Source organism: Lutimaribacter marinistellae (genome assembly GCF_042648365.1).
Taxonomy (GTDB): domain Bacteria; phylum Pseudomonadota; class Alphaproteobacteria; order Rhodobacterales; family Rhodobacteraceae; genus Lutimaribacter_A; species Lutimaribacter_A marinistellae.
Map to the genome: position 1 here is coordinate 238,812 of NZ_JBHRXI010000004.1, position 24,496 is coordinate 263,307.

The 24,496-nt window shown below is 61.7% G+C and carries 27 protein-coding genes; 22 read left to right on the plus strand and 5 right to left on the minus strand.

Features of this window, described 5'->3' with window-relative positions:
* The first annotated feature begins 63 nt into the window (after window positions 1–63).
* From ACFORG_RS05700 to ACFORG_RS05760, 13 genes are all read left to right on the plus strand, one after another.
* Entirely contained in the window at window positions 64–462 is a 399-nt protein-coding gene (locus ACFORG_RS05700; RefSeq protein WP_386734420.1) for a 5-carboxymethyl-2-hydroxymuconate isomerase, read from the plus strand.
* Window positions 455–1,969 carry a 5-carboxymethyl-2-hydroxymuconate semialdehyde dehydrogenase gene (gene hpaE / locus ACFORG_RS05705; protein ID WP_386734421.1) on the plus strand — a complete coding sequence of 505 codons (1,515 nt, stop codon included), beginning with the start codon at window positions 455–457 and terminating at the stop codon, window positions 1,967–1,969. Before ACFORG_RS05700 ends, hpaE begins: the two co-directional genes overlap by 8 nt.
* Window positions 1,969–2,406 carry an HD domain-containing protein gene (locus tag ACFORG_RS05710; RefSeq protein ID WP_386734422.1) on the plus strand — a complete coding sequence of 146 codons (438 nt, stop codon included), beginning with the start codon at window positions 1,969–1,971 and terminating at the stop codon, window positions 2,404–2,406. The genes hpaE and ACFORG_RS05710 overlap by 1 nt, the downstream gene beginning before the upstream one ends.
* Before the next feature lie 61 nt (window positions 2,407–2,467).
* The gene (gene hpaD / locus ACFORG_RS05715; RefSeq protein ID WP_386734423.1) at window positions 2,468–3,448 is read left to right on the plus strand and encodes a 3,4-dihydroxyphenylacetate 2,3-dioxygenase; all 981 of its coding nucleotides are present in this window, start codon (window positions 2,468–2,470) and stop codon (window positions 3,446–3,448) included.
* A 9-nt stretch (window positions 3,449–3,457) separates the two neighbouring features.
* Window positions 3,458–4,891, plus strand: coding sequence for a pyridoxal phosphate-dependent decarboxylase family protein (locus tag ACFORG_RS05720; protein ID WP_386734424.1), 1,434 nt, complete (start codon window positions 3,458–3,460; stop codon window positions 4,889–4,891).
* Window positions 4,888–5,742 (plus strand): fumarylacetoacetate hydrolase family protein, encoded by an 855-nt coding sequence (locus ACFORG_RS05725; RefSeq protein ID WP_386734425.1) that lies wholly within the window; start codon window positions 4,888–4,890, stop codon window positions 5,740–5,742. Before ACFORG_RS05720 ends, ACFORG_RS05725 begins: the two co-directional genes overlap by 4 nt.
* Window positions 5,739–6,539: a 2-oxo-hept-4-ene-1,7-dioate hydratase gene (gene hpaH / locus ACFORG_RS05730; RefSeq protein ID WP_386734426.1), complete on the plus strand. Its 801-nt coding sequence runs from the start codon at window positions 5,739–5,741 to the stop codon at window positions 6,537–6,539. The genes ACFORG_RS05725 and hpaH overlap by 4 nt, the downstream gene beginning before the upstream one ends.
* Window positions 6,540–6,549: 10 nt before the next feature.
* Complete coding sequence (locus ACFORG_RS05735) at window positions 6,550–7,320, plus strand: HpcH/HpaI aldolase family protein (RefSeq protein WP_386734427.1); 771 nt, start codon at window positions 6,550–6,552, stop codon at window positions 7,318–7,320.
* A 117-nt stretch (window positions 7,321–7,437) separates the two neighbouring features.
* Window positions 7,438–8,613 carry a substrate-binding domain-containing protein gene (locus ACFORG_RS05740; RefSeq protein ID WP_386734428.1) on the plus strand — a complete coding sequence of 392 codons (1,176 nt, stop codon included), beginning with the start codon at window positions 7,438–7,440 and terminating at the stop codon, window positions 8,611–8,613.
* A 71-nt stretch (window positions 8,614–8,684) separates the two neighbouring features.
* On the plus strand, window positions 8,685–9,461 hold the full coding sequence (locus ACFORG_RS05745) for an ABC transporter ATP-binding protein (protein ID WP_386734429.1): 777 nt from the start codon (window positions 8,685–8,687) through the stop codon (window positions 9,459–9,461).
* A complete protein-coding gene (locus tag ACFORG_RS05750) occupies window positions 9,454–10,176 on the plus strand; it encodes an ABC transporter ATP-binding protein (protein ID WP_386734430.1) in 723 nt (240 codons plus the stop codon). Before ACFORG_RS05745 ends, ACFORG_RS05750 begins: the two co-directional genes overlap by 8 nt.
* A gap of 37 nt (window positions 10,177–10,213) precedes the next feature.
* Window positions 10,214–11,245, plus strand: a complete 1,032-nt coding sequence (locus ACFORG_RS05755) for a branched-chain amino acid ABC transporter permease (protein ID WP_386734431.1) — start codon at window positions 10,214–10,216, stop codon at window positions 11,243–11,245.
* Complete coding sequence (locus ACFORG_RS05760) at window positions 11,242–12,303, plus strand: branched-chain amino acid ABC transporter permease (RefSeq protein ID WP_386734432.1); 1,062 nt, start codon at window positions 11,242–11,244, stop codon at window positions 12,301–12,303. The genes ACFORG_RS05755 and ACFORG_RS05760 overlap by 4 nt, the downstream gene beginning before the upstream one ends.
* On the opposite strand, the gene ACFORG_RS05765 is transcribed toward ACFORG_RS05760, so the two are convergent.
* Window positions 12,294–13,436, minus strand: a complete 1,143-nt coding sequence (locus tag ACFORG_RS05765) for a DUF3095 domain-containing protein (RefSeq protein WP_386734433.1) — start codon at window positions 13,434–13,436, stop codon at window positions 12,294–12,296. The two genes, ACFORG_RS05760 and ACFORG_RS05765, sit on opposite strands and share 10 nt — an antisense overlap.
* A gap of 120 nt (window positions 13,437–13,556) precedes the next feature.
* On the opposite strand from ACFORG_RS05765, the gene ACFORG_RS05770 reads away from it, so the two are divergent.
* The 3 genes from ACFORG_RS05770 (at window position 13,557) to ACFORG_RS05780 (ending at window position 16,298) form a co-directional block, all read left to right on the plus strand.
* Window positions 13,557–14,729: an MFS transporter gene (locus tag ACFORG_RS05770; RefSeq protein ID WP_386734434.1), complete on the plus strand. Its 1,173-nt coding sequence runs from the start codon at window positions 13,557–13,559 to the stop codon at window positions 14,727–14,729.
* 85 nt (window positions 14,730–14,814) lie between these two features.
* Window positions 14,815–15,837, plus strand: a complete 1,023-nt coding sequence (locus ACFORG_RS05775) for an aspartate-semialdehyde dehydrogenase (RefSeq protein ID WP_386734435.1) — start codon at window positions 14,815–14,817, stop codon at window positions 15,835–15,837.
* Between the two features lie 140 nt (window positions 15,838–15,977).
* The gene (locus ACFORG_RS05780) at window positions 15,978–16,298 is read left to right on the plus strand and encodes a hypothetical protein (protein WP_386734436.1); all 321 of its coding nucleotides are present in this window, start codon (window positions 15,978–15,980) and stop codon (window positions 16,296–16,298) included.
* Between the two features lie 2 nt (window positions 16,299–16,300).
* On the opposite strand, the gene ACFORG_RS05785 is transcribed toward ACFORG_RS05780, so the two are convergent.
* The gene (locus ACFORG_RS05785; RefSeq protein ID WP_386734437.1) at window positions 16,301–16,951 is read right to left on the minus strand and encodes a carbonic anhydrase; all 651 of its coding nucleotides are present in this window, start codon (window positions 16,949–16,951) and stop codon (window positions 16,301–16,303) included.
* Between the two features lie 154 nt (window positions 16,952–17,105).
* Between ACFORG_RS05785 and ACFORG_RS05790 the strand changes: the two genes are divergently transcribed.
* The 3 genes from ACFORG_RS05790 (at window position 17,106) to ACFORG_RS05800 (ending at window position 19,668) form a co-directional block, all read left to right on the plus strand.
* Complete coding sequence (locus tag ACFORG_RS05790; RefSeq protein WP_386734728.1) at window positions 17,106–17,489, plus strand: hypothetical protein; 384 nt, start codon at window positions 17,106–17,108, stop codon at window positions 17,487–17,489.
* Between the two features lie 65 nt (window positions 17,490–17,554).
* Window positions 17,555–18,940 carry a leucyl aminopeptidase family protein gene (locus ACFORG_RS05795; RefSeq protein WP_386734438.1) on the plus strand — a complete coding sequence of 462 codons (1,386 nt, stop codon included), beginning with the start codon at window positions 17,555–17,557 and terminating at the stop codon, window positions 18,938–18,940.
* Entirely contained in the window at window positions 18,940–19,668 is a 729-nt protein-coding gene (locus ACFORG_RS05800; protein WP_386734439.1) for a C40 family peptidase, read from the plus strand. The genes ACFORG_RS05795 and ACFORG_RS05800 overlap by 1 nt, the downstream gene beginning before the upstream one ends.
* On the opposite strand, the gene ACFORG_RS05805 is transcribed toward ACFORG_RS05800, so the two are convergent.
* Complete coding sequence (locus ACFORG_RS05805) at window positions 19,665–20,012, minus strand: DUF2794 domain-containing protein (RefSeq protein WP_386734440.1); 348 nt, start codon at window positions 20,010–20,012, stop codon at window positions 19,665–19,667. The genes ACFORG_RS05800 and ACFORG_RS05805 overlap by 4 nt on opposite strands.
* A gap of 58 nt (window positions 20,013–20,070) precedes the next feature.
* Window positions 20,071–21,720: a Y-family DNA polymerase gene (locus tag ACFORG_RS05810; protein WP_386734441.1), complete on the minus strand. Its 1,650-nt coding sequence runs from the start codon at window positions 21,718–21,720 to the stop codon at window positions 20,071–20,073.
* Between the two features lie 60 nt (window positions 21,721–21,780).
* Between ACFORG_RS05810 and ACFORG_RS05815 the strand changes: the two genes are divergently transcribed.
* Window positions 21,781–22,227: a c-type cytochrome gene (locus tag ACFORG_RS05815; RefSeq protein WP_386734442.1), complete on the plus strand. Its 447-nt coding sequence runs from the start codon at window positions 21,781–21,783 to the stop codon at window positions 22,225–22,227.
* Here the strand turns inward: ACFORG_RS05815 and ACFORG_RS05820 are convergent.
* Window positions 22,224–22,511, minus strand: a complete 288-nt coding sequence (locus ACFORG_RS05820) for an I78 family peptidase inhibitor (protein WP_386734443.1) — start codon at window positions 22,509–22,511, stop codon at window positions 22,224–22,226. The two genes, ACFORG_RS05815 and ACFORG_RS05820, sit on opposite strands and share 4 nt — an antisense overlap.
* 137 nt (window positions 22,512–22,648) lie before the next feature.
* Here ACFORG_RS05820 and ACFORG_RS05825 point away from each other — a divergent pair, with 137 nt between their 5' ends.
* Together ACFORG_RS05825 and ACFORG_RS05830 are read left to right on the plus strand one after the other, a co-directional pair.
* Window positions 22,649–23,761: an S-(hydroxymethyl)glutathione dehydrogenase/class III alcohol dehydrogenase gene (locus tag ACFORG_RS05825; RefSeq protein ID WP_386734444.1), complete on the plus strand. Its 1,113-nt coding sequence runs from the start codon at window positions 22,649–22,651 to the stop codon at window positions 23,759–23,761.
* Window positions 23,762–24,493: an NYN domain-containing protein gene (locus tag ACFORG_RS05830; protein WP_386734445.1), complete on the plus strand. Its 732-nt coding sequence runs from the start codon at window positions 23,762–23,764 to the stop codon at window positions 24,491–24,493.
* Window positions 24,494–24,496 lie beyond the last annotated feature (3 nt).

The following is a 24,496-nucleotide window of genomic DNA, read 5'->3' on the forward strand; positions in this document are numbered from 1 at the left end:
ATTGCCTGGGGTTGACAAACAGCTGCGATTTTGCTTCACTTGTTAAGCAATGGGAGGGCGACAATGCCGCATATCACGCTGGATTACTCGGCGAACATGGAAGACCGGACCGACCTCGCCGGCCTGTGCGAAGCGTTGCGCCGCACCGCCTCGGAGACCGGAGTATTTCCTCTCGCAGGTATCCGCGTCCGCGCCATGCGTGCCGACCACGTAGCCATGGCCGATGGCGACACGAAACATGGCTACGTGGATGTTTCGGTGCGTCTGCGTGCAGGACGTGACCTTGATACCCGCAAGGCGGCAGTAGATGCCCTGTTCGAAACTGCGCGCTCATTTCTCGAGCCCGCGATGGAACGGCACTCGATCGCCTTGTCGATGGAAATGCGTGACATCGACCCGGACCTGTCCCCCAAGACCGGAACCATTCGCGACCACATGGCACAGGCGAAAGCACATGACTGATCTTGACCGAAACCTTGAAACGCTCGCGCGGCATCTGGACCGCTTCAAGACAAGCGGCGTGCTGAACCTGATCGGAGGTGAGACACGTCCCGCAATATCAGCTGACACGTTCGAAACGCGTTCCCCTGTCGATGACAGCCTCATCTGCACCGTGGCGAAAGGCGGGGCCGACGACATCGACGCCGCCGCGCAAGCGGCCAAGGCCGCGTTTCCCGCCTGGCGAGACATCGGCGGGACGGAACGGAAGAAGATACTGAATCGCATCGCCGACCTGATCGTCGAACGTGCCGAGGAAATCGCTTTGTGCGAGTGCTGGGATACCGGGCAAGCGCTGCGTTTCATGTCCAAGGCCGCCCTGCGAGGAGCCGAGAATTTCAGGTTCTTCGCCGATCGCGCGCCCGCCGCACGGGACGGACAGACCCTTCCATCCGCCACCCTGCTGAACGTGACCACCCGCGTTCCCATTGGTCCCGTCGGGGTCATTACGCCCTGGAACACGCCCTTCATGCTGTCCACGTGGAAAATCGCCCCCGCGCTTGCCGCAGGCTGCACGGTCGTTCACAAACCGGCCGAGTTCAGCCCGCTTACCGCGCGCATCCTTGCCGAAATCGCGCACGAGGCCGGTTTGCCGCCAGGGGTCTGGAATCTGGTGAACGGCATGGGAGAGGACGCCGGCAAGGCGCTGACCGAACATCCCGCCATCAAGGCGATCGCATTCGTCGGTGAATCGAAAACCGGCAGCATGATCATGGCGCAGGGTGCCCCAACGCTCAAACGCGTGCATTTCGAGTTGGGCGGCAAGAATCCTGTGGTGGTCTTCGAGGACGCCGACCTTGACCGGGCGCTGGATGCCGCGATCTTCATGATCTACTCGCTGAACGGCGAACGCTGCACGTCGTCCTCGCGTCTGCTTGTGCAGGAAAGCATCGCAGAGCAGTTCGAGGCCAAGCTTGTCGAGCGCGTCAACAAGATCAAAGTCGGCCATCCGCTCGACCCGTCGACAGAGGTGGGCCCCCTGATCCACAAGGTGCATTTCGACAAGGTCACATCCTATTTCGACATTGCGCATCAGGACGGGGCGAATGTCGCCGCAGGTGGTACACGCGTTGGTGACACGGGCTGGTTCGTGCGGCCAACGCTCTTCACCAATGCCAAGAACGACATGCGCATTGCGCAGGAGGAGATTTTCGGCCCGGTTCTGACATCCATCCGCTTTTCGACCGAAGAGGAAGCACTGCAGATCGCCAACGGTGTTGAATACGGACTGACAGCGTATGTGTGGACCAATGACCTGACCCGAGCGATGCGCTTCACCGACCGGTTGGAGGCGGGCATGATCTGGGTCAACAGCGAGAACGTGCGCCACCTGCCGACGCCCTTCGGCGGGGTCAAGGCCAGCGGCATTGGTAGAGACGGCGGCGACTGGTCCTTTGAGTTCTACATGGAACAAAAGCATATCGGCTTTGCAACCGGGCAGCACGGTATTCCGCGATTGGGAGCCGGCTGATGTCACGGATCGGAGAGGCCTTTGAATTTGCGTTTCGTGCCCATTGCGGCCAGACAGATCGCGCGGGCCTTGCCTATATCGGCCATGTGGCGCGGGTCGCCGAGGGTGTCGAAACCGAAGACGAGATCGTCGTTGCCCTGTTGCACGACGTTGTCGAGGATACGCAGACGCCTCTCTCGCGCATTCAGGACAGCTTCGGCACGACAATCGCCGATGCGGTCGATGCGATCTCGCGGCGACGCGAGGAGAGCGAGGCGGAGTATCTCGAACGTGTCGTCTCGAACCCTCTGGCCTTGGCCGTAAAGCGCGCAGATGTTGCGGATAACGACCACCCGTCGCGAATGTCGGTTCTCGATCCCGAGACGCGCCGAAACCTCGAAAAGAAATACGCACAGATCCGTACCGCCGTAGGCTCGGCCGAGTTGCAGCCGAACTAGAGACTATCCTGACACGACCTTGATCAATTTCGCCGGGTCGCCATCACGAAAGGGGAAGACCATGCCCGTTCCCGCTCCAACGCTTTACCCGCCGTTCAACATCGTTCGGCTGAGCCATGTCGAATACCGCGTGACTGATCTTGCGGCTTCGCGGGCGTTCTATGTCGACACGCTTGGCCTTCAGGTTACGACCGAGGACAATGACAGGATCTACCTGCGCGCGATGGAAGAACGCGGGCATCATTGTATCGTCCTGGTACAGGCGGATGTTGCCGAGGTGGGGGTTCTGGGCTTCAAGCTTTATGACGAGCCCGACCTTGACCGGGCGGCCGATTTCTTTGCTCAACGTGACCTTCCCGTCGAATGGGTCGAGCGTCCGCATATGGGCCGCACGTTGCGCACCCGCGACCCGTGGGGAATTCCGCTGGAATTCTACGTCAAGATGGATCGCCTGGAGCCCATTCATCAGAAATACAGGCTCTATAACGGGGTGAAACCGCTTCGGATCGATCACTTCAACATGTTCTCATCCGATGTGGATGCCAGCGTTGCCTTTTATTCCGAGATCGGGTTTCGCGTGACCGAATACACCGAGGATGACGAGAGCAAACGCCTGTGGGCAGCGTGGATGCACCGCAAGGGTGGTGTACATGACGTGGCCTTTACCAATGGCACCGGCCCTCGCCTGCATCACACGGCGTTCTGGGTGCCGACACCGCTCAACATCATCGACCTGCTCGACCTGATGTCGACCACTGGCTACGTCGCCAATATTGAACGCGGACCGGGGCGGCACGGGATATCCAACGCCTTCTTCCTTTATGTCCGTGACCCTGACGGCCACAGGATCGAGATTTATTGTTCGGATTACCAGACGGTCGATCCCGACTTGGAACCGATCCGCTGGTCGCTGACCGATCCGCAGCGCCAAACGCTTTGGGGCGCCCCTGCCCCGCGCAGCTGGTTCGAGGAAGGGTCCCTTTTCGAGGGGATCACACCCAAGGAAAGCGCTCTCAAGGCGCAACCGATCATCGCGCCCTGAGGAGGCAACATGGAGTGGGACGAGTTCGGCCAATGGGGCCGCCGAGTGGCAGACTGGGCGCAGGATTACCGCAAGACCGTGGGCGAGCACCCTGTACGGGCTAGAACCGAACCCGGTGAAATACTCGATGCATTGCCTGCAACACCTCCCGAACAGGGAGAGGCGATGGAGGGCATTTTCCGCGATTTCGAAGAGATCGTGATGCCCGGCATAACCCATTGGCAGCACCCGCGCTTTTTTGCCTATTTCACCTCCAACGCGGCCGCGCCTTCGGTACTGGCCGAATTCCTTGTCTCGGCCATCGCGCCGCAATGCATGCTTTGGCAGACCTCTCCGGCGGCGACCGAGATGGAAACGCGGATGATGGATTGGTTGCGCCAAGCCCTTGATCTGCCGAACGAATATCAAGGAGTGATTCAGGACAGCGCGTCTTCGGCCACTTTGGCTGCGGTTCTGACCATGCGCGAGAAGGCGTTGAACTGGCAGGGAAACGATCAGGGGCTGTTCGGACAGCGACAGCTGCGGGTCTATTGCTCGTCCGAGGTGCATACCTCGATCGACCGGGCAATCTGGGTTGCGGGGATCGGACAGCAGAACCTAGTAAGGGTGCCCATCAAGGGCGACTGGCGGGGCATGGATCCCGATGCGCTGGAGGCGGCGATCAAGGCCGATCTTGAGGCCGGGTTACAGCCTGCGGGTCTGATCCTGTGCGTCGGGGGAACCGGAACGGGCGCAACGGACCCGGTAGATCAATGCCTTGATATTGCAAAGAAATACAACCTCTATAGCCATGTTGATGCGGCTTGGGCGGGGTCGGCTATGATCTGCCCCGAGTTCCGCCATTACTGGCCGGGTATCGACCGCGCGGATAGTATCGTCTTTAACCCTCACAAGTGGCTTGGGGTGCAGTTCGATTGCTCGGCCCACTTCCTGCGCGACCCGGATGACCTCGTGCGGACGCTGGCAATCAGCCCTGAGTACCTGAAAACACACGGAAAAGACGGGATCATCAACTATTCGGAATGGTCCGTACCGCTGGGACGGCGGTTTCGTGCGCTCAAGATCTGGTTCCTGATCCGCACCTACGGGCTGGAAGGGTTGCGCGAGCGGTTGCGCAATCACGTTGCCTGGTCCGAGCAATTGCATGACCGGCTGGCGGCGGAACCGGATTTTGAAATCGTCACCAGACCCATGTGGTCCCTCTGGACCTTCCGTTTTGTACCAAGTTCCGAGGGGGGTACATCCGTTTTGTACAATCCTGACGAGCTTAACCAGCGCCTCGTCGACGCCATCAACGATGACGGGCGCACCTACCTGACGCAGACGCGTGTCGATGGCGATCTGGTCATACGCTTTCAGGCCGGACAGTTCGACACGACCGAAGAAGACGTGATGATGGCCTTCGATGTCATCACCGAAATCGCAAGAGGACTCGACATATGAAGATCGCGACCTTCAGGGCAGGCGACCAGACCCTGTACGGGGCTGTAGGCGACGGTGGAATGATTGCCCTGTCGCCAGAGTTCCCCCAATGGCCGACCCTGCGCGACGTGGTTCAGGCCGGGGCGCTGCACGACCTTGCCTTGGCGGCGAAGGGCAAAGCGGTGACGCATCCGACCGGTGGCTTCGAATACCTGATCCCGGTGCCGAACCCGGAAAAGATCATCTGTGTCGGGGTGAATTTTCCCGACCGGAATGCAGAGTACAAGGACGGGCAGGAGGCGCCGCCGAACCCATCACTCTTCATCCGGTTTCCGCGCAGCTTTACCGGTGCGGGGCAGCCATTGATCCGGCCACCGGAAACACCGCAACTGGATTACGAGGGCGAGATCGCCATCGTGATCGGCAAGGAAGGGCGGCGCATTTCCGAAGAAAGCGCCTATGACCACATCGCGGCGATCACGCTGTGCAACGAAGGTACGCTGCGCGACTGGGTGCGGCACGCAAAGTTCAACGTGACACAGGGCAAGAATTGGGACCTGTCGGGAGCAATGGGTCCTTGGATGGTTCCCTTTACCTCTGCCGCGCAGCTTGATGACGTGCGCCTGACGACCACGGTGAACGGCGAGTTGCGGCAGGACGATCGGACCAGCCGGATGATCTTTCCGATCAGGAAGCAGATCGCCTATATCTCGACCTTCACGACGCTGGTGCCGGGCGACATCATCGTGACCGGCACGCCGACCGGGGCGGGTGCACGGTTCGACCCACCGAGATTCCTGCAACCCGGCGACGTGATCGAGGTGGAGGCCGAGGGGATCGGCACACTGACAAACACGGTGGCAGACGAATGACCCCCGAACAGCACCTGGAAGCAGCCGAAACCCTTCTCGAAGCCGAGCGGACGGGGCAGCAATGCGGGCTTTTGTCCCTGCGCTATCCTGAGATGACGCTGGCCGACGCCTACGCGGTGCAGGCCGCGCTGATCGAACGGAAACTTGCGGGCGGAAGGCGCAAGATCGGGTGGAAGATCGGCCTGACCAGCCGCGCGATGCAGCAGGCGCTGAACATCACCACGCCCGACAGCGGCGTGTTACTGGACGACATGGCGTTCGACAGCGGCACGACGGTGCCGGCGGGCCGGTTCATCCAGCCCCGTGTCGAGGCCGAGATCGCATTTGTCATGAAGGCTCCGCTGGCCGGGGCCGAATGCTCCCGTGCGGACGTGATCGCCGCGACCGAGTATGCCGCGCCCTCGCTAGAGATCCTCGACACCCGCATTCTGCGAACTGATCCGGACAGCGGTCAGGCGCGGATCATTACCGACACGATCAGCGACAACGCGGCCAATGCCGGTGTCGTTCTTGGGTCCGCGCGTCATCTTGTCGACGCACGAGACCTGCGTTGGGTCGGTGCCATCGTGAAGCGCGACGGCGTGGTCGAAGAGACGGGCCTGGGCGCCGGCGTGTTGGACGATCCCGTCACATCGATGGTTTGGCTTGCCCGGCGCATGGCGGAATATGGACAACGGATCGAAGCTGGCGATATCGTCCTGTCGGGGTCGTTCATCCGGCCCATCGAGTGCCCGCCCGGGTCGGAGATCGCCGCAGATTTCGGCGCGTTCGGGTCGGTCCAAATCAACTTTGCCTGAAAGGTATCCCATGCCCGCACCCATCAATGAATTCAAACAGGCGCTTGCACGCGGGGATCGGCAGATCGGTTGCTGGATGAGCTTCGCCGAACCGATCTGTGCCGAAGTGATGGGAACGGCCGGGTTCGACTGGCTGGTCATCGATGGCGAGCATTCCGCAAACGACGTCAGGTCAATCCGCGACCAGCTGGTTGCGCTTGCAGGGAGTGACGCGCACCCGGTGGTGCGGGTGCCGATCGGCGAAACGTGGATCATCAAGCAGGCGCTTGATTGCGGCGCGCAGACGATCCTTGTGCCGATCGTGGAAAGCGCCGAACAGGCGCGCGAGATGGTCCGCGCGATAAAGTACCCGCCCTTTGGCACCCGCGGTGTGGGCGCGGCGGCGGCACGGGCGACCCGGTTCGGCGAGATCGCGGATTATGTCGCGACGGCGGATGACCAGACCTGCCTGCTGGTGCAGGTGGAAAACCGCGCCGGGATGGCCGCGCTGGACGAGATCCTGGAGGTCGAAGGCGTGGATGGCGTGTTCATCGGCCCCGCGGACCTTTCGACCGACATGGGGTTCAAGGGCAACAGCGCGGCACCCGAGGTCCAGGAGATGATCGCGGACGCCGTGAAGCGCATTGCAGCGGCGGGCAAAGCCCCCGGCCTGCTGGGCACGACGCCCGATGCGACGCAGGGCTATTTCGACATGGGCGCGCAGTTTCTGGCCGTGGGCATCGACGTTCTGCTTCTCGCTCGTGCCGCGCGCGGGCTCGCGGCAGAGTGGAAGGCGAAATAATCTTGCGCAGCAACCTACGTATTTCCGCATAATTGACCGGTGTGACCCCGTTTCGCTAGCCTGATCCCATTCGAAAAAGAAGCGCCGAAACCGTGGCGCGCATCAGGGAGAGAGAACGTGAAACGCACCCTTCTTGCGGGTATGGTGTCGGCGCTTGCGCTGGCATCGGCTGCCGCAGCCGATATCAAGATCGCCCATGTCTATGGCAAGACCGGCCCGTTCGAGGCCTATGCCAAGCAATCCCATGACGGGCTGATGCTGGGCCTCGAGTACGCCACCGGCGGAACGATGGAGATCGATGGCGAGAAAATCGTCGTGATCGAGAAGGACACGCAGCTGAAGCCGGAAAACGGTCGCGCGTTGCTGGAAGAGGCCTATGGCGATGACGAGGTCGATCTGGCTGTCGGTCCGGTCAGCTCGGGCGTGGCACTGGCAATGCTGCCGGTTGCCGAGGAGTACGAAAAGATCCTGATCGTGGAGCCGGCGGTTGCCGACTCGATCACCGGCGAGAACTGGAACCGCTACATCTTCCGCACGGGCCGCAACTCGTCTCAGGATGCCGTATCGAACGCAATCGCGCTGGCAGGTGAGAACGTGCACATCGCGACGCTGGCACAGGACTACGCCTTTGGACGTGACGGCATTGCCGCGTTCAAGGAAGCGCTGGAAGGCGAAGGCGTCGAGATCGCACATGAAGAATACGTGCCCACGGACACGACGGACTTCACCGCGGCTGCCGAACGGATCTTCAACGCGATGAAGGATCTCGACGGCGACAAGAAGCTTTTCATCATCTGGGCGGGCGGCGGCAACCCGATGTCCAAGATCCAGGCAATGGACCCCTCGCGCTTTGGCATCGAGATCGCCACCGGCGGCAACATCCTGGCGGCGATGAGCGCCTACAAGGAATTCCCCGGCATGGAAGGGGCGACATACTACTACTACGAGATCCCCAATAACCCGGTGAATGACTGGCTGGTGGAAACCCACCAGGAGCGGTTTGACGCGCCACCCGATTTCTTTACTGCCGGTGGCATGGCCGCGGGCATCGCGGTTGTCGAAGCGATCAAGAAGGCAGGCTCGACCGACACCGAGGCGCTGATCGAGGCGATGGAAGGCATGGAATGGGAAACGCCCAAGGGCACCATGCGCTTCCGCCCCGAGGATCACCAGGCGATGCAGTCGATGTATCACTTCAAGATCAAGGTCGAGGATGGCGTCGAATGGGCGATCCCCGAACTGGTTCGCGAGCTGACGATCGACGATCTGCCGATCCCGATCCGTAACCAGTAACCCAATTACCGTGCAGGCCCGGCTGTCCATATAGGATGCCGGGCCGCCATTTCGATGACCGGACAGGCGTCATGACTTCTCCAATTCTCGAAACCCACGACCTGACGGTGCGCTTCGGCGGCCATGTCGCGGTGGACGCCGTAACATGTGCCTTTCAACCGGGCGAACTGACGGCCATCGTCGGCCCGAACGGCGCGGGAAAGACGACCTATTTCAACCTGATTTCAGGTCAGATCCCGGCGAGCGCCGGCACCGTGCGCCTTAAAGGTCGCGATATCTCGGGTCAGTCTGTTTCACAGCGGACACGCGCCGGGATCGGGCGTGCGTTTCAGCTGACCAACCTCTTCCCGAACCTCTCGGTGCTGGAAAACGTGCGCCTCGTCGTTCAGGCGCAATCGGGCAAGGGGTTCAACATGTTCTCGACCGCGGCGAGTCATGTCGAGATGACCGAAGCCGCCGAAGCGATCCTGATGCGGGTGCGCCTGCTTGAACAGCGCGACCAGGTCGTCTCGGAATTGAGCCACGGAAACCAGCGCAAGCTGGAGGTCGCGTTGCTGATTGCGCTCGATCCTGCCGTATACATGTTCGACGAGCCGACCGCAGGCATGAGCGTGGACGAGGCACCGGTCGTTCTGGACCTGATCGCGGAGTTGAAAGAACACACGCATCGCACCGTACTGCTGGTGGAGCACAAGATGGACGTGATCGCACGGCTCGCAGACCGGATCATCGTCCTGCACAACGGGGCGCTGGCTGCTGACGGTCCGCCCGCCGAGGTGATCGCCTCGGACGTGGTGCAGGAGGCCTATATGGGCCGCGGGCTGGAAGGGATACTCGAAAATGCCTGATCCGATCCTGAAGCTCGAAGGCGTTTACACCAATATCGCGCAGTATCACATTCTGCAGGGCGTCGACCTTGAGGTTCCGCGCGGGGCGGTCACCATGCTGCTGGGCCGCAACGGGGTAGGTAAAACCACGACCCTGCGCACGATCATCGGCCACTGGCGCGCGCATCAGGGCCGCATTCTTTTTGACGGTGAGGACATCACCCGGTTGCCCACCCCGGCCATCGCGCGGGCCGGTGTTGGTTTCGTCCCCGAGGACATGGGCATTTTCGCCGATCTTACCGTCGAGGAAAACATGGTGCTGGCCGCCGTGTCCGGACCGATCGACCCGGCGCGGCTCGACTGGATATTTGCCGCCTTTCCCCCGCTCAAGACCTTTTGGAAATCCGAGGCCGGCAACCTGTCGGGCGGGCAGAAACAGATGTTGTCCATCGCACGTGCGATGGTCGAGGAGCGGCGCTTGTACCTGATCGACGAGCCGACCAAAGGGCTGGCCCCCGCGATCATTGCGACAATGGCCCGCGCGCTGAAAGACCTGAAGGATCAGGGCGCCTCAGTGTTGCTGGTGGAACAGAATTTCGCGGTGGCGCGCGCCCTTGGCGACAGCGCCAACGTGATGGATGACGGCCGCATGACCTGGTCGGGGCAGATGGCAGAGCTGGCGGGCGACGCGGGCCTGCAGGAGCGCCTGATGGGCCTGAGCCTCGAGGCGCATTGATGGGTATGCCAAGGAACAAGAAAACAGGAGGTCGGGCATGAGTGCCGCGCCTGAACACGCGCCGCGGATGGCGCAACTCTCGCTTGGCGACAGGCTGGGACCATGGATGCCCCTTCTGCTGGTGCCTGTCCTTGTCGTGCTCGGCTTTCTCGCGATCCCTTCGACGTCCTCTTGGCTGACGCTGACGGTCAGCGGGCTGGCGATGGGCATGATGATCTTCATCATGGCCTCGGGTCTGACGCTGGTGTTCGGCCTGATGGACGTGATCAATTTCGGGCACGGCGCCTTTGTCTCGGTGGGCGCATTCGTCGGCATCTCGGTCCTGCTGCTGATGGGACACATGGTCGAGGCGCCCTCTCTGGTGCTGAACCTGACCGCGGTTCTGGTGGCCGTGATCGGTGCAATGGCCGCGACCGGCGTCATGGGCTGGGCCTTTGAGAAGGTGATCGTAAAGCCCGTTTACGGTCATCACCTGAAACAGATCCTTGTGACGATGGGCGGGCTGATCGTCGTTGAACAGTTGATCATCGTGCTCTGGGGGCCCGAGGAGATCTATATCACCCGTCCCGAAGCCTTGCAGGGCGCGATCACCTTTGCCGGGGCCGCGCTGGAGAAGTATCGCCTGGTGGCGGTTGTGGTCGGGCTGGCGGTCTTTGCGGCGATGCGCTTTGTGCTGCGACGGACCAAGATCGGGCTGATCGTGCGGGCCGGCGTGCAGAATGGCGAGATGGTGCAGGCGCTTGGCTATCGGTTGCGGCTGGTGTTCATCGGCGTGTTCATCGCCGGCTCCGCCCTCGCCGGGTTGGGCGGTGTCATGTGGGGCCTCTACCAAGAGGTCATCACCGCGCATATGGGAAACCAGGCAATGATCCTGATCTTCATCGTCGTGATCATCGGCGGACTGGGGAGTGTCGAGGGCTGTTTCATCGGGGCGCTGCTGGTGGGCCTGATGCAGAACTATGTCGCGTTTCTTGAGCCAAAGCTGGCGTTGATTTCCAATATTGGCCTGATGGTGGCGATCCTGATGTGGCGCCCGATGGGCATGATCCCTGTGGTGAAAGCGAAATGATAAAGACCCTGCTTTCCGGCGATGCGCCTCGGTCGAAGGTACTGGCCATCATTCTTGGCGTGATCCTCGTCTGCCTTGCATTCGCGCCCTTTCTGTTCCCGGGCGTGCGTACCGTGGACACGGCGGCGCGCATCTGTGTCTTCATCGTCCTTGTGGCCAGTTACGATCTTCTTCTGGGATATGGGGGTATCGTGAGTTTTGCGCACACGATGTTTTTCGGCATCGGCGCCTACGGGGTAGCGCTGGCCTCGACCCATATGGGGCGCGGGTTCGATGCCGTGTTCGTCGGTGCGCTGGCCGGAACCGGCGTTGCGGCGGCGCTGGCGCTGCTGATTGGTCTGTTCAGCCTGCGCGTGCGGGCCATCTTCTTCGCGATGATTACCCTCGCCGTTGCCTCGGCGGTCGCCGTGCTGGTCAGCCAGTTGTCGAACCTGACCGGCGGCGAAGACGGCCTGACCTTTCAGATCCCCCGCGCGCTGGGACCGGCGTTCAAGTTCGGGGACGAGCTGTTCGGCGTGAAGCTGAACGGCAAGTTGCTGGCCTATTACTTCGTTTTCTTCGGCGCGCTTATCATCTTCCTGCTGCTCTTGCGCATCGTGAATTCACCGTTTGGTCGCGTGTTGCAGGCCATCCGCGAAAACGATTTCCGGGCCGAGGCCATCGGCTATCGCGTGGTCTATTACCGGGTCGCCGCCACCTGCCTTTCGGCGGCGGCAGCGGCACTGGCAGGCTCGCTTTACGCGGTCTGGCTGCGATACGTGGGGCCGGATACCACGCTGAGCATGGAGTTGATGATCGACATCCTTCTGATGGTCGTGATCGGCGGCATGGGCACGATGTATGGCGCGGTGATTGGTGCGACGCTGTTCGTCGTCGCCCAGAACTACCTGCAAAACCTGATGGGCGCCGCATCCGGCCTTGTAGAGGGTGTGCCGGTGCTGCCAGAACTGTTGAGTGCGGATCGCTGGCTGCTCTGGCTGGGGGTTCTGTTCATCCTGAGCGTCTATTTCTTTCCGACCGGCGTTGTCGGCCGGTTACGGCAAGGTAATCAGCCCTGAAGACCGGCCGCGGCGCGGGCGTACCCCCCCGCCGCGCCATCCACGAAATGCACGTGATCATCGCTGAGCGCCGAGGGCACGAAACAGGTGACCATGGCCTCTTCCTGGACGAAGATCCCGAATTCGATCTTTCGGCGGCTCCGCGCCTCGGACAGGATCTGGCGCAGGTTGTTCAGCGTTTCGGCATCGCAGTCGATCGTCATCTTCAAGCCGTCGTCAAACTTGCGGAAATCGGCATTTCCACTGACCGACTGCGCGTATTGCACCGGGTCAAAATCGCCCAGCCGGAAACCCGTGCGGAACAGGGTCCAGGCAAAGAGGTTTTCCAGCAGAAGTTGAATGCGCCGCTTGAAAACATTTCCGCCCTTGCGCGAGGTCTTGGCCTCGATCTCGAGTCCCGGCGGTGGCCAGCGGATTCCGGGTCCGGCGACAGGCAGCGGGTGACCGGAACGGTCCAGCCGGTCTGTCGCCTCGACGAGGTCTTTCGCGATATCGGCAAAGTCGCGAGGCGTGGCCGAGCTTGTCGGATGAACAATGAGCGAAACGATCTGTCCATTTTTCGAAACCGCGTTAGACCACCGGCAGGACAACCCGGTCAGATCGGGCTGCGCCCCGGGCGGAGCAATTGGCACCTCGTGATCGCCGGCCTTCATCCGCTCTTCGGCCCAGGCGACACCGCCACCTGCAAACATCGCGTAGTCTACCCCGTGCGAGGCAGCAAATCGCGCCACGGTCACGTCGTACCCCGCCCCGCGGATTTCAGCGACCGGAACCAGTGCCCCACGTAACGGGATCCCGAACTCCTCGTCCGCCCAGCGGCGCAGTTTTGCCAGAGCCTGCCGCGCCGTGTCCTCGTCCTCGGGCGGGATGGCGAAACAGGCCCCGTCCCCGCCGAAAACATAGGGAAATGGCCGCTTTCCCAGCGCGTTCACCATGGCAGAGATCACCGCCGCGCCGACAGTATTCACGATCTTGTAACGACCTCGGGCGACCTCTTCGGTCGAATTGACGATGTCTGCCGTTCCAACCAGCCAATCATCGGGCAGCGACCGAAAGCCGGCCGGGTCGGCCAGTGCCGAGAAATCTCTTTCTCGCGGCAGGTTATGATAAAACTGGTCGTTTTCACTCGTCATGGGCGAATAGATATCCCGTAGTCGGTGCATTCCATCAAGCTGCAACAAAAAAACACGTACTTGTGCAGGGATGCACGCCATGCCACCCAAAGGCCTTGGAACCATGAGGGAGGGCACTCGATGCGCGCAGGTCTGATCCTTTTGTGCCTGGCCTATGTGCTGAGCCAGTTTTTCCGCGCCTTCCTGGCCGTTTTGACCGTCGATCTGGAACGGGATATCGGGGCTGGACCCGAACAGCTCGCCTTTGCCTCAGGCCTGTGGTTCCTGACCTTCGCGCTGATGCAGATACCCGTTGGATGGGCGCTGGACCGCATCGGGCCGCGACTGACATCGTCGACCCTGCTGCTGATTGGCGGCGGCGGCGGTGCAACCTTGTTCGCCTTGGCGACAACGCCGGCACATATCAGCGTCAGCATGGTCCTGATCGGCATCGGATGTTCGCCGGTCTTGATGGCCTCGTATTACATCTTCGCGCGCGAGTTCCCGCCGGCGCGCTTTGCAACGCTGGCCGCGCTAATGCTGGGTGTGGGCTCGGTCGGTAACCTCGTGGCGTCGTACCCGACGGCGCTTGCGGCGGAATGGATCGGTTGGCGCGGAACACTGGCGGGCCTGTCCGTCCTGTCTGCCGGCGTCGCCTTGGGATTGTGGTTCAAGGTTCGCGACCCGGAAAAAGTAACGAGCGAGGCAAAAGGCTCTTTGCTCGACCTGCTGCGCATGCCGGTCCTCTGGTTGATCCTGCCGATGATGCTGGTGAATTATGCGCCAGCGGCTGCGATCCGGGGGCTGTGGGTCGGCCCGTACATGGGTGACGTGTTCGGCCTGACCACCGCGCAGATCGGACAGGCGACAATGGTCATGGGCGTCGCGATGATCCTCGGGACCTTCGCATATGGTCCGCTGGACCGTGTGTTCGGTACACGGAAATGGGTGATCTTTGTCGGTAATCTCGTCGGAGCTATCGCTTTGCTGGCGCTTGTCTGGAAGATTGACCAGTCGATCTGGCTGTCACTGGCGCTGGTTTCACTGGTGGGTTTCATGGGCGGGTCCTTTCCCGTGCTCATCGCGCATGGGCGGGCCTTTTTCCCGCCGCATCTTGTCGGACGTGGCGTCACCCTGATGAACCTTTTCGGTATCGGTGGCGTTGGATTGGCGCAGTTCGCCTCGGGGCGGCTGCACGATGCAACTTTCGCGTCGGGGCCGAGCGCGGCCTACGGCGCAATTTTCGGATTCTTCGCGGTGGCGTTCATCATCGGGTTGACGCTTTACGCATTCAGCCGCGACAGCGTGGACTGAGCCCCGCCCTTTCAAACGGACTGGAATCCCTGTATGAGGCCCCCGCCGGTCATGAGGCCGGCAAGAGACTTGGAGAAACAGACATATGGGTTATCGAATCGTCGTCGTCGGAGCCACGGGTAACGTGGGCCGCGAAATGCTGAACATTCTGGCCGAGCGCCAGTTCCCGGTCGATGAGGTTGCAGCGCTTGCAAGCCGCCGGTCGCTGGGTACCGAAGTCAGCTTTGGCGACAAGACCCTCACGACCAAGGACCTGGATACCTTCGACTTTACCGGTTGGGACATGGCGCTGTTCGCCATCGGCTCGGACGCGACAAAAAAATACGCGCCGCGCGCCGCCGAGGCCGGATGTGTCGTGATCGACAACAGTTCACTCTACCGCTACGACGCGGATGTGCCGCTTATCGTGCCCGAGGTGAACCCGCAGGCGGTGCACGGCTACTCCAAGAAGAACATCATCGCCAACCCGAACTGCTCGACTGCGCAGATGGTTGTTGCACTGAAGCCGTTGCATGACCGTGCCAAGATCAAGCGCGTGGTCGTTTCAACATACCAATCGGTTTCGGGCGCTGGCAAGGACGGCATGGACGAGCTGTGGGACCAGACCAAGTCGGTCTACAACCCTACGGACGATGTACCGCCGAAGAAGTTCCAGAAGCAGATCGCCTTCAACGTTATTCCGCATATCGACGTCTTCATGGAAGACGGTTCGACCAAGGAAGAATGGAAGATGGTCGCCGAAACCAAGAAAATCGTCGACCCGTCAATCAAACTGACCGCGACCTGCGTTCGGGTGCCGGTGTTCGTCGGCCACTCCGAAGCAATCAACATCGAGTTCGAGGAGTTTTTGGACGAGGACGAAGCGCGCGATATCCTGCGCGAGGCGCCGGGCATCATGGTGATCGACAAGCGCGAAGACGGCGGATACGTCACCCCGATCGAATGCGTTGGCGATTTTGCCACGTTCATCAGCCGCGTGCGCCAGGACTCGACCATCGAAAATGGTCTGAACATCTGGTGCGTCAGTGACAACCTGCGCAAGGGCGCGGCGTTGAACGCCGTGCAGATCGCCGAGCTGCTTGGCCGTGAGGTCCTGAAAAAAGGCTGATCCGGCGCTCGCCAATATCTCGGGGCGGTCCGTCTGGTCCGCCCTTTTGCATGGGGCAACGGCAAGAGCGGGGAGTTTTCGAACCGATTTCCGGCATGTGCGTTGCCATTGGTAACCTGAGCCAACGAAAGAAGGAGACAATGACCGAGAACGGACCGATCCGCATCCCGAACGACTGGTTGTCGGCGGGACATGAAACCGCAGTCGATTGCGAAACAGCAGTCTTGCTGCGCGCCGCACTGACACCAACCTTACGCTCGGCGGAAAGCTGGCAGGAGCTTACGTCCCGGCTGGATCGCAAGGGATACAAACTGGTGATCAAGCGCGACCGACTCGTCATTGTCGAAAGCACCTCTGGCCGGTCGCTTTGCACCGGCCGATACTTGGGCGCGCCGCTCGAAAGCCTTGCGGAACGGTTGGGGCGCCCAAGGGTCAAGACCTGCGGACAGATCGCCGCCTGAGGTCAGACCTTGACGAACTGGTCCGTCGCCGGATCGAGAAACTCCAGCCCGCCCTCTCCGATATCGGTCCACAGGCCATGCAGGCTGAGCGATCCGTCTTGTACCGCCGAGGAGATGAACGGAAAGGTCATGAGGTTCTCCAATGATGCCCTGACCGCGTGCTTTTCGAATGCGCGGGCCTTCTCGGTCGAGTCGGACATTTGCGAAACGTTTTCGTATTTCGGCTTGAGGATATCCATCCATCGGCCGACGAAACTGTCCTTTGCCTCCAACTGCGGAGCGTGACCTTCGCACATGTCGATACACCCCTGGACACCGCCGCATTGTGAGTGACCCAGAATGATGAGATGCGCGACCTTGAGCACGGTCACCGCGTATTCGACCGCGGCGCTCGTCCCGTGATGGTCGCCGTCGGGCTCATACGGAGGGACAAGGTTCGCGATGTTGCGGTGAATAAAGAATTCGCCCTGGTCGGCACCAAAGATCGACGTGACATGAACCCGGCTGTCACAGCACGAGATCACCATCGCTCGCGGGCGTTGCCCTTCGGTGGCAAGCCGGCGGTACCAGGTACGGTTTTCGGAATAGGTCGTGGCCTTCCAACCGTGGTAGCGCTGGACAAGATAAGTGGGCAATGGGCGCGCGATATCCATCCGCGATTTCCTGTTCTTTTCGTTCGTCATCGCCCCGTTTAGTCCGGTTTGGGGTAAAATTCGAGCGATTTCATCGAACGATTGAAACCTTTTGAAAACGACTGCGTCGCAATGGTGAGCACGTGCCGTGGGGGTACATACAGTTTGGGGTGATGTGGTGGAGAAAGTGACAGCACTGGTGCAGACGGAGTCTGTCCGGCTCGATTCCGATCGGCTGGGAGGGCTTTATTCCCAGTTGGGCGATGCGGGGGCCGAAGACGTGGTGTGCCGCGCGATCGAAGAACTCGCGGTAAGGCTATCGGCATGTGAAAGGCATTGGCGACGGCAAGATTGGGCCGGGCTGCGAAAATGCGCGCGATCCCTGATCGCGATTGCCGACCAGATCGGCATGGTGGCTCTGGCGCGGGTGGCGGGTGACGTGACACATACCGTCGACAATGCCGATTACGTCGCCAGCGCCGCGACCCTGTATCGGCTGATCCGCGTGGGCGAGCGGTCTTTGACCGCCGTGTGGGATTTGCAGGATCTTTCGATTTGAGAGGGGGTTGCAGCCGGATGCGCTGTGGGTAACCTGTCGCGGTCAACGATCCGAAAGGCCGTGCCATGCCCCTCAGTTTTGCCGATCCGTCAGAACCTTCCTTGCCGCTCCATGTGATCGAACAGGACGCGCTGGAGGACTGGCAGGCTGGTCAATCCGACCTTGTCCGAAGCTGGATCGCCGCGAACGGCTTTGCAGCCAAGCTCGGGCAGGTCTTGATGATCCCCGGTCAAAGCGGCTCGGCCGACATGGCGCTTGCCGGTTACGGCAGCGCCGCAACCCGCGCGCGCAAACGGTTCTGCCTAGCGGCCGCGGCCGAGAAACTCCCGGAAGGCGCCTATCACATCGCGTCCGGCCTGCCAGAGGACGCGCAATCTGTCGAAGCCCTTGGCTGGTTGATGACCGAATATGCTTTCAGCCGTTACAAGGACCAGTCGCCCGCCAAGGCGCGCCTGGTCGCTCCTGAGGGAATCGACGCGGAGCGTGTTACCGCACTGGCAGAAGCCGAGTCCTTGATCCGTGACCTGGTCAATACACCGGCTGCCGATATGGGACCCGACGCGTTGCAGGAAGCGGCCGAAGCATTGGCAAAGGAGTTCGGCGCCGGCTGCCGGACGATCATTGGCGAAGATCTGTTGACCCAGAACCTGCCGATGATCCACGCGGTTGGTCGTGCCGCCGAATCCGCTCCACGGCTGATCGAGATCACGCATGGCGAGGCGGGCCCCAAGCTTACACTCGTTGGCAAGGGCGTGTGTTTCGATACCGGCGGGCTGGACCTGAAACCGGCAAGTGCCATGGCTCTCATGAAAAAGGATATGGGCGGCGCGGCCAATGTGTTGGGCCTTGCGCGGATGATCATGGCGACGGGGTTGAAAGTTCGTCTGCGCGTTCTGATCCCTGCGGTCGAGAACGCGGTTGCGGGCAACGCGTTCCGCCCCGGCGATATCCTGACATCGCGCAAAGGGCTGACGGTTGAGATCAACAATACCGACGCCGAGGGGCGACTGGTACTTGCCGACGCTCTGGCGCTTGCTGACGAAGATGACGCCGATCTCGTGATCTCGATGGCAACGCTGACAGGTGCGGCTCGCGTAGCGCTGGGACCGGACATTGCACCGTTCTATACGGATGATGACCGGGCGGCGAACCTCTTGAGTGCAGCTGCCGCGAGAGTCGCGGACCCGGTTTGGCGGATGCCGTTCCATGTACCATACGAGACCATGATCGAGCCGGGCATCGCCGATCTGGACAACGCACCCTCTGGCGGCTTTGCGGGCTCCATCACCGCGGCGTTGTTCCTGCGTCGTTTTGTGTCTAACGCGCCGTATATGCATTTCGACATCTTCTCATGGAACCCGGCAAAGGCGCCCGGCCGCGCCAAGGGCGGTTTCGGGCAAGGGCCGCGCGCTTTGCTCGAAGCGTTGCCGGGCATTCTGGAGGACAACTGATGCAGGTAGCACGCCCGGTTGTGGACCTGTTGCGGCGGCCGGGTGGGCCGCGGGACAGGCAATTGGTCTATGGTGATTGTGTCGAGATCCTCGAAAGCTCGGGCGACTGGCAGAGAGTAAAGTCAGACAAGGACGCGTATGAGGGGTGGCTGCCCGCAACCGCGCTTGAACTCGCCGAAGCGCCGACGCATTGGGTTTGTGCGCCTTCCACCCACATCTATGCCGAACCTGATATCAAGAGCGCCGACCGCGTGTCGTTGAGCTTTGGCAGCCGTGTCACCGCGCTGGTGCAGAATGAACGTTTTGTTGAAACGCCCCTGGGCCATATCCCCAGGCAGCACCTGAAACCCGCCGGTGAACGATTTACGGACCCGGTGGCCGTGGCGGCCTTGTTCCTGGGGACACCGTATCTATGGGGTGGCAACAGCCGCTGTGGCATTGATTGCTCCGGATTGGTGCAGGCAGCGATGTTGGCGTGTGGGCATTCTTGCCCCGGCGACAGTGGAGACCAAGTGCGCGCTGTGGGAGAGGCCCTGCCAAGTGGGACCGCCCCCAGACGCGGGGATCTGCTGTTCTGGAAGGGGCACGTGGCCTGGGTGGCAGATCCCGAGACGATCCTGCATGCCAATGCGCATCACATGGCAACTGCCTACGAACCGTTGAAGGCCGCTGTCGACCGTATCGAGAACCAAGGCGACGGGCCCGTCACATCACATAAGCGCCTTTAGTTTTCGACGGCGCGGATCAGCTTGCGTTCGAGCACACGCAGCACCGTGCGCAGGTCATGGCCGCGTTTGAGTATGCGGCCATCCATCCCCACGACCGAATACATGCCCTGCTTTCCCCGCAGTTTGGGCCGTTTCTCGATCCGGTAGATCGGGTGTTCGGCTGTCCGGCGAAAGACCGAGAAAATCGCCACCTCGCGTAACGCGGAAATGCCATAGTCGCGCCACTCTCCGGCGGCCACCATTCGGCCATAGACTGACAGGATCACCGAAAGCTCGCGGCGGTCGAACGCGACCTGCGGCTGAGCCGTGCCCGCCGTAAACGGGCTGTGGGGCTGCATGTTCATGACTGTCAGAATGCCGCAATCTGGGCGCAAATCAAGCGTGATCGCGCGTCGTTCGCGATCAGGCGAACCGCCCGTGGCAGAACCAACCCGACGACATCGCGCCCCCGTGACCGTAGAACAACCACAGCCGCTCGCCTTCGCCGGTGACCATCACCCAGTAGTCGCGCACCCCGCTGCGCCAGTCGGGATCGTCGAGCCACCATTCCGGTGCGATGCGTTCCGGGCCCGTTGCGTGGGCCCGCGTCCAGTTGCGTCCGCGCCAGCGGAACCGGTCGGGCAAAGCCGGAGTATCGGGGGCCATCACCGGTTCTGGCCGCCACATCAGAAGCGGCCGGGGGCGGGGTGCCGGTGGCCAGTCCTGCGCAGGCTCGGACCAGGCCGCGGCCATGACCTGGGCCGTTTTTTCCGGGATATGCGATGAGGCCGGGTGATAGCGCGTGATCGTTTCGAGCCCCACGCGTGCGCCCAGCTTGCCGATCAGGTCCTCAATCGCAGTAGCACCCGAGAGCCGGTCCCGTACAGCCCGCCCTGCTTCGGCATGGCCAGTGACGGTGCGGGCATGAACGGGTTCGGTCTGTATCGCTTGCAGCCGCAGCATGTCGATCCCGAACCCCGCATCGATGGCATCGATTTTCATCTCAAGCAGGGGACGGATGCGTGCCGGGTCATGGCCAGGCCGGGCAAGGCCCACCACGGCCACCTCAGCGGCCTGATCGGTGCGGTGCGCCTCCAGCCGGAGACTGCGCAGGCCACGGCCCTTCGCCTCAAGTCGCGCGCAAAGCACGGGCAGGATACGGTCGATAGCGGCCATCAGGTCCTCCTTGAGGCCGATCGGGTCGGGAAAGGTCATCCGCACCGCGAAATGATCAGGCGCCTTGGCGGGCGAGACAGGTTCCGGTGCGCTGCCCATGGCCTGATCCAGACGGTGCACCAGCCCGGTTCCGAAACGGCGGGCGAGGCTGGCGCGTGGCTGGCCCAGCAGGTCGCCAATCCGGCGCAGGCCAAGACGATTGAGCTGCTCGACCACGCCCGACTCAAGCCGCAATGCCGCGACAGGGAGTGGACTGAGCGCGCCATAGGTCTGACCCGGCGCCGCGATGGAAGATTCGGTGTTCCGGCTCGACACTTGCGGCGCTGCGCCGCCCTTGGTCCAGTGCCTGCGACCGGCCTTTGAACGGGTGGCCCGCGCCTCCTGGCTGATCGCGTCACCATTACGGTCTGACCCGGCCGCCTGCCCCGCATGACGTGCCAGCGCCCATGCTGCGCCCAGCGTATCGGCAAGGCCCGCGCGCACGCTTAACCCCATCGCGGCGCAATCGGCTTCGATCACCGCGATCAACTCTGCCTCGCCGCCGAAAAGATGAGCGCAGCCCGACAGATCGATCACCAGTCCGTCCGGCGGCGCCTCGGCCACCCAGGGGCTGAACTTGCCGGCCCAGCGCCGTAGCGCAGTCAGGAACGCGGCCTCGGCCGGGCTATTGCGCGGACGGGTGAGCAGGCTGCCACACATGGCATGGGCATCACGCACCGGCTGGCCCACACGCAGCCCTTCGGCAGCGGCTTCGGCGTTTAACGCAGTGATAACCTGCATGTTGGATAGTTCCGCCACCACGGCAAGCGGTCCGGGTGGTAGGCCGCGTTCGGCCCGCATGACCCGTTCCGCGCCGAGGCGGGGAAACCAGAGCGAGAGGATACGTCGTTTGGACATCGGTTTGGCAGCAAATTGTTCTCTTTTTGTTCTTATCCCCGAATCATCGGGGGAGTCGAGATGAAGCTGCCCCTTGCCGTTGCGTTGGGTGTCCTGTTGGGCTTCGGCATCCTGACAAGCCACGCGCAAGAACCTGTGGTGCGCGATGCCGCCGTACTCGCCCGTCAAAGCCTGATGCAGGAGGCGAAGGCTGCGTTGGGATTATTGTCGAACATGAGCGGCCATAGCCTGCGCTTCGACAAGAAAGCCGCGCGGAGGGCCAAACGGCAGCTATCAAGCACGTTACGCCGCATCCCTCGGCATTTCGACGCGCCGCACATGGATGATCACAGCAGGGCCTTGCCGCGGATCTGGCAGGACAAGGCCGGGTTTGATGCCGCCGCCGCCCGAGCAAGACGCGCAGCCCGCGCAATCGAGCCACGCTCTCTGCCGGCGCTCAGGCGCAGCCTGCCGCAGGCCGTTTCGGCCTGTCTCGCCTGCCACCGGAGCTATCGAAGGCCGCCTTAGCCGCAGGTCAAACGTTCAATCACCGCCTCGTCATTCACATACACATTCAGACGATCCGGCCGAAAATCCTGAGTGACGACCGTCCCCGGTCCCAACACACGGTGCGGCGCCGGAAGGCGGTCACGGATCGTGTCGACATGCTGACCAATCGAACCGGCCAAGGCTGTCGCATTGCAACTCCCCAGATCTCCCGGCGTACCAGTACCCGTCGAGGTCGAGGATACAGGCGCGTTCGTTCCGCTGCAGGCCGCAAGGAAAAGAATGGCGGGCAGGAGCAATCTCATTGGCGGTCTCTCCTTTCAGGATGTCGGTTCTGGTCTGTTCGTAGCCGCCCCAGCCTGACATGATTGAACAGTTGAAAACACCCCGCCTTTGCCGCAGGGTCCGGCAAGGTGACTAAAATCCAAGAGGGAAGACAGTTATGCGCACACGAGCCGCAGTTGCCATCGAAGCCGGCAAACCGCTTGAAATCATGGACGTCAACCTCGAAGGCCCCAAGGCGGGCGAGGTCCTTGTCGAAATCAAGGCAACCGGCATTTGCCATACGGATGAATTCACCCTGTCTGGTGCCGATCCCGAGGGCCTGTTCCCGGCTATTCTCGGACACGAGGGTGCAGGTGTCGTGCTGGAAGTGGGCGAAGGTGTCACCAGCCTGAAACCGGGTGATCACGTGATCCCGCTTTACACGCCCGAGTGCCGCCAATGCGAATACTGCCTGAACCCCAAGACCAACCTGTGCCAAGCGATCCGTACCACGCAGGGCCAAGGGCTGATGCCCGACGGGACCACCCGGTTCTCGATGCTCGATGGGACGCCGATCCTTCATTACATGGGGTGCTCGACCTTTGCGAACCACACCGTCCTACCCGAGATCGCCCTGGCCAAGGTCAACCCAGACGCGCCCTTCGACAAGATATGCTATATCGGCTGCGGCGTGACGACCGGCATCGGTGCTGTGATCAACACGGCCAAGGTCGAGATCGGCAGCCGCGCAATTGTCTTTGGCCTTGGTGGCATCGGTCTCAATGTCATCCAAGGATTGCGCCTGGCGGGTGCTGACCAGATCGTTGGCGTGGATCTCAACGATTCCAAGTCACAGATGGCGCGTCGTTTCGGCATGACGGATTTCGTCAATCCGAACGATGTGCAGGGTGACCTGGTAGCCCATCTCGTGGAGTTGACCGGAGGCGGCGCGGACTACACGTTCGATGCCACCGGAAACGTGAACGTCATGCGTGCGGCGTTGGAATCGGCGCACAAGGGATGGGGCGAAAGCGTCATCATCGGCGTGGCACCGGCGGGTGCGGAAATCTCGACCCGGCCGTTCCAGCTGGTCACCGGCCGCGTCTGGCGCGGTACGGCCTTTGGCGGCGCGCGGGGCCGGACGGATGTTCCCAAGATCGTCGACTGGTACATGGACGGAAAGATCGAGATTGATCCGATGATCACGCACACCCTGTCGCTCGACGAGATCAACACCGGCTTTGACCTGATGCACAGGGGTGAATCGATCCGATCCGTCGTGGTGTACTGAGTGGCCCAAGACGTTCCGCTACTTGCTGTTCTGATCGACGCCGACAACACTTCGCCCAAGTTCTGCAAAGCGATTTTCGAGGAAATCGCGACCTTGGGCGAAGCGTCGGTTCGGCGGTGCTATGGTGATTTTTCCAGCCAGCAGATGAGCGGCTGGAACAGGGTACAGGCCGAATTCGGCCTCGTACCCCATCATGCGCCCGCGAATACCGTGGGAAAGAACGCAAGCGACATCGCGCTGGTTATTGATGCCATGGACCTCATGCATACGAACCGGTTCGACGGGTTCGTGCTGGTCAGTTCGGACAGCGATTTCACCCGACTAGCAAGCCGCATCCGCGAACAGGGTTTGGACGTTTACGGCATCGGGCAGATGAAAACGCCCGATGCCTTTCGCCAAGCCTGCCGCAGGTTCATCTTTCTGGAGAACATCTCGCAAGAGGATGGCGGGGAAGAAAAATCCGGGACCGGCAAGGCGCCGCGTCCGCGCGACCTGCCGAAGGACAAGCTGGCAGAAGCCCGCGTTTTGATCCTCAAGGCGATGGATTCGATGGATCAGGATGAAGAGTGGTTCGATCTCGGCGCGCTCGGTCAACGGATTCAGGCGGCGAACCCGGATTTCGACACCCGAAGCTATGGTAAAAGAAAGCTGTCCGATCTGGTAGGCGCGCTCAAGATCTTCGAGACGCGGCGTACCAACGAAGAACAACTGCAGGTTCGGCGGCTCGATTGACGC

Excerpts from the sequence above, each read along its gene's own strand:
- ACFORG_RS05795 (WP_386734438.1), top strand. The coding sequence starts at position 17,555 with ATGCCCCTCAGTTTTGCCGATCCGTCAGAACCTTCCTTGCCGCTCCAT.
- ACFORG_RS05735 (WP_386734427.1), top strand. The coding sequence starts at position 6,550 with ATGCCCGCACCCATCAATGAATTCAAACAGGCGCTTGCACGCGGGGAT.
- ACFORG_RS05710 (WP_386734422.1), top strand. The coding sequence starts at position 1,969 with ATGTCACGGATCGGAGAGGCCTTTGAATTTGCGTTTCGTGCCCATTGC.
- ACFORG_RS05720 (WP_386734424.1), top strand. The coding sequence starts at position 3,458 with ATGGAGTGGGACGAGTTCGGCCAATGGGGCCGCCGAGTGGCAGACTGG.
- ACFORG_RS05755 (WP_386734431.1), top strand. The coding sequence starts at position 10,214 with ATGAGTGCCGCGCCTGAACACGCGCCGCGGATGGCGCAACTCTCGCTT.
- ACFORG_RS05825 (WP_386734444.1), top strand. The coding sequence starts at position 22,649 with ATGCGCACACGAGCCGCAGTTGCCATCGAAGCCGGCAAACCGCTTGAA.
- ACFORG_RS05700 (WP_386734420.1), top strand. The coding sequence starts at position 64 with ATGCCGCATATCACGCTGGATTACTCGGCGAACATGGAAGACCGGACC.
- hpaH (WP_386734426.1), top strand. The coding sequence starts at position 5,739 with ATGACCCCCGAACAGCACCTGGAAGCAGCCGAAACCCTTCTCGAAGCC.
- ACFORG_RS05820 (WP_386734443.1), bottom strand. The coding sequence starts at position 22,511 with ATGAGATTGCTCCTGCCCGCCATTCTTTTCCTTGCGGCCTGCAGCGGA.
- ACFORG_RS05800 (WP_386734439.1), top strand. The coding sequence starts at position 18,940 with ATGCAGGTAGCACGCCCGGTTGTGGACCTGTTGCGGCGGCCGGGTGGG.
- ACFORG_RS05780 (WP_386734436.1), top strand. The coding sequence starts at position 15,978 with ATGACCGAGAACGGACCGATCCGCATCCCGAACGACTGGTTGTCGGCG.
- ACFORG_RS05805 (WP_386734440.1), bottom strand. The coding sequence starts at position 20,012 with ATGAACATGCAGCCCCACAGCCCGTTTACGGCGGGCACGGCTCAGCCG.
- ACFORG_RS05785 (WP_386734437.1), bottom strand. The coding sequence starts at position 16,951 with ATGGATATCGCGCGCCCATTGCCCACTTATCTTGTCCAGCGCTACCAC.
- ACFORG_RS05765 (WP_386734433.1), bottom strand. The coding sequence starts at position 13,436 with ATGACGAGTGAAAACGACCAGTTTTATCATAACCTGCCGCGAGAAAGA.
- ACFORG_RS05745 (WP_386734429.1), top strand. The coding sequence starts at position 8,685 with ATGACTTCTCCAATTCTCGAAACCCACGACCTGACGGTGCGCTTCGGC.
- hpaD (WP_386734423.1), top strand. The coding sequence starts at position 2,468 with ATGCCCGTTCCCGCTCCAACGCTTTACCCGCCGTTCAACATCGTTCGG.
- hpaE (WP_386734421.1), top strand. The coding sequence starts at position 455 with ATGACTGATCTTGACCGAAACCTTGAAACGCTCGCGCGGCATCTGGAC.
- ACFORG_RS05815 (WP_386734442.1), top strand. The coding sequence starts at position 21,781 with ATGAAGCTGCCCCTTGCCGTTGCGTTGGGTGTCCTGTTGGGCTTCGGC.
- ACFORG_RS05770 (WP_386734434.1), top strand. The coding sequence starts at position 13,557 with ATGCGCGCAGGTCTGATCCTTTTGTGCCTGGCCTATGTGCTGAGCCAG.
- ACFORG_RS05725 (WP_386734425.1), top strand. The coding sequence starts at position 4,888 with ATGAAGATCGCGACCTTCAGGGCAGGCGACCAGACCCTGTACGGGGCT.
- ACFORG_RS05760 (WP_386734432.1), top strand. The coding sequence starts at position 11,242 with ATGATAAAGACCCTGCTTTCCGGCGATGCGCCTCGGTCGAAGGTACTG.
- ACFORG_RS05810 (WP_386734441.1), bottom strand. The coding sequence starts at position 21,720 with ATGTCCAAACGACGTATCCTCTCGCTCTGGTTTCCCCGCCTCGGCGCG.
- ACFORG_RS05750 (WP_386734430.1), top strand. The coding sequence starts at position 9,454 with ATGCCTGATCCGATCCTGAAGCTCGAAGGCGTTTACACCAATATCGCG.
- ACFORG_RS05775 (WP_386734435.1), top strand. The coding sequence starts at position 14,815 with ATGGGTTATCGAATCGTCGTCGTCGGAGCCACGGGTAACGTGGGCCGC.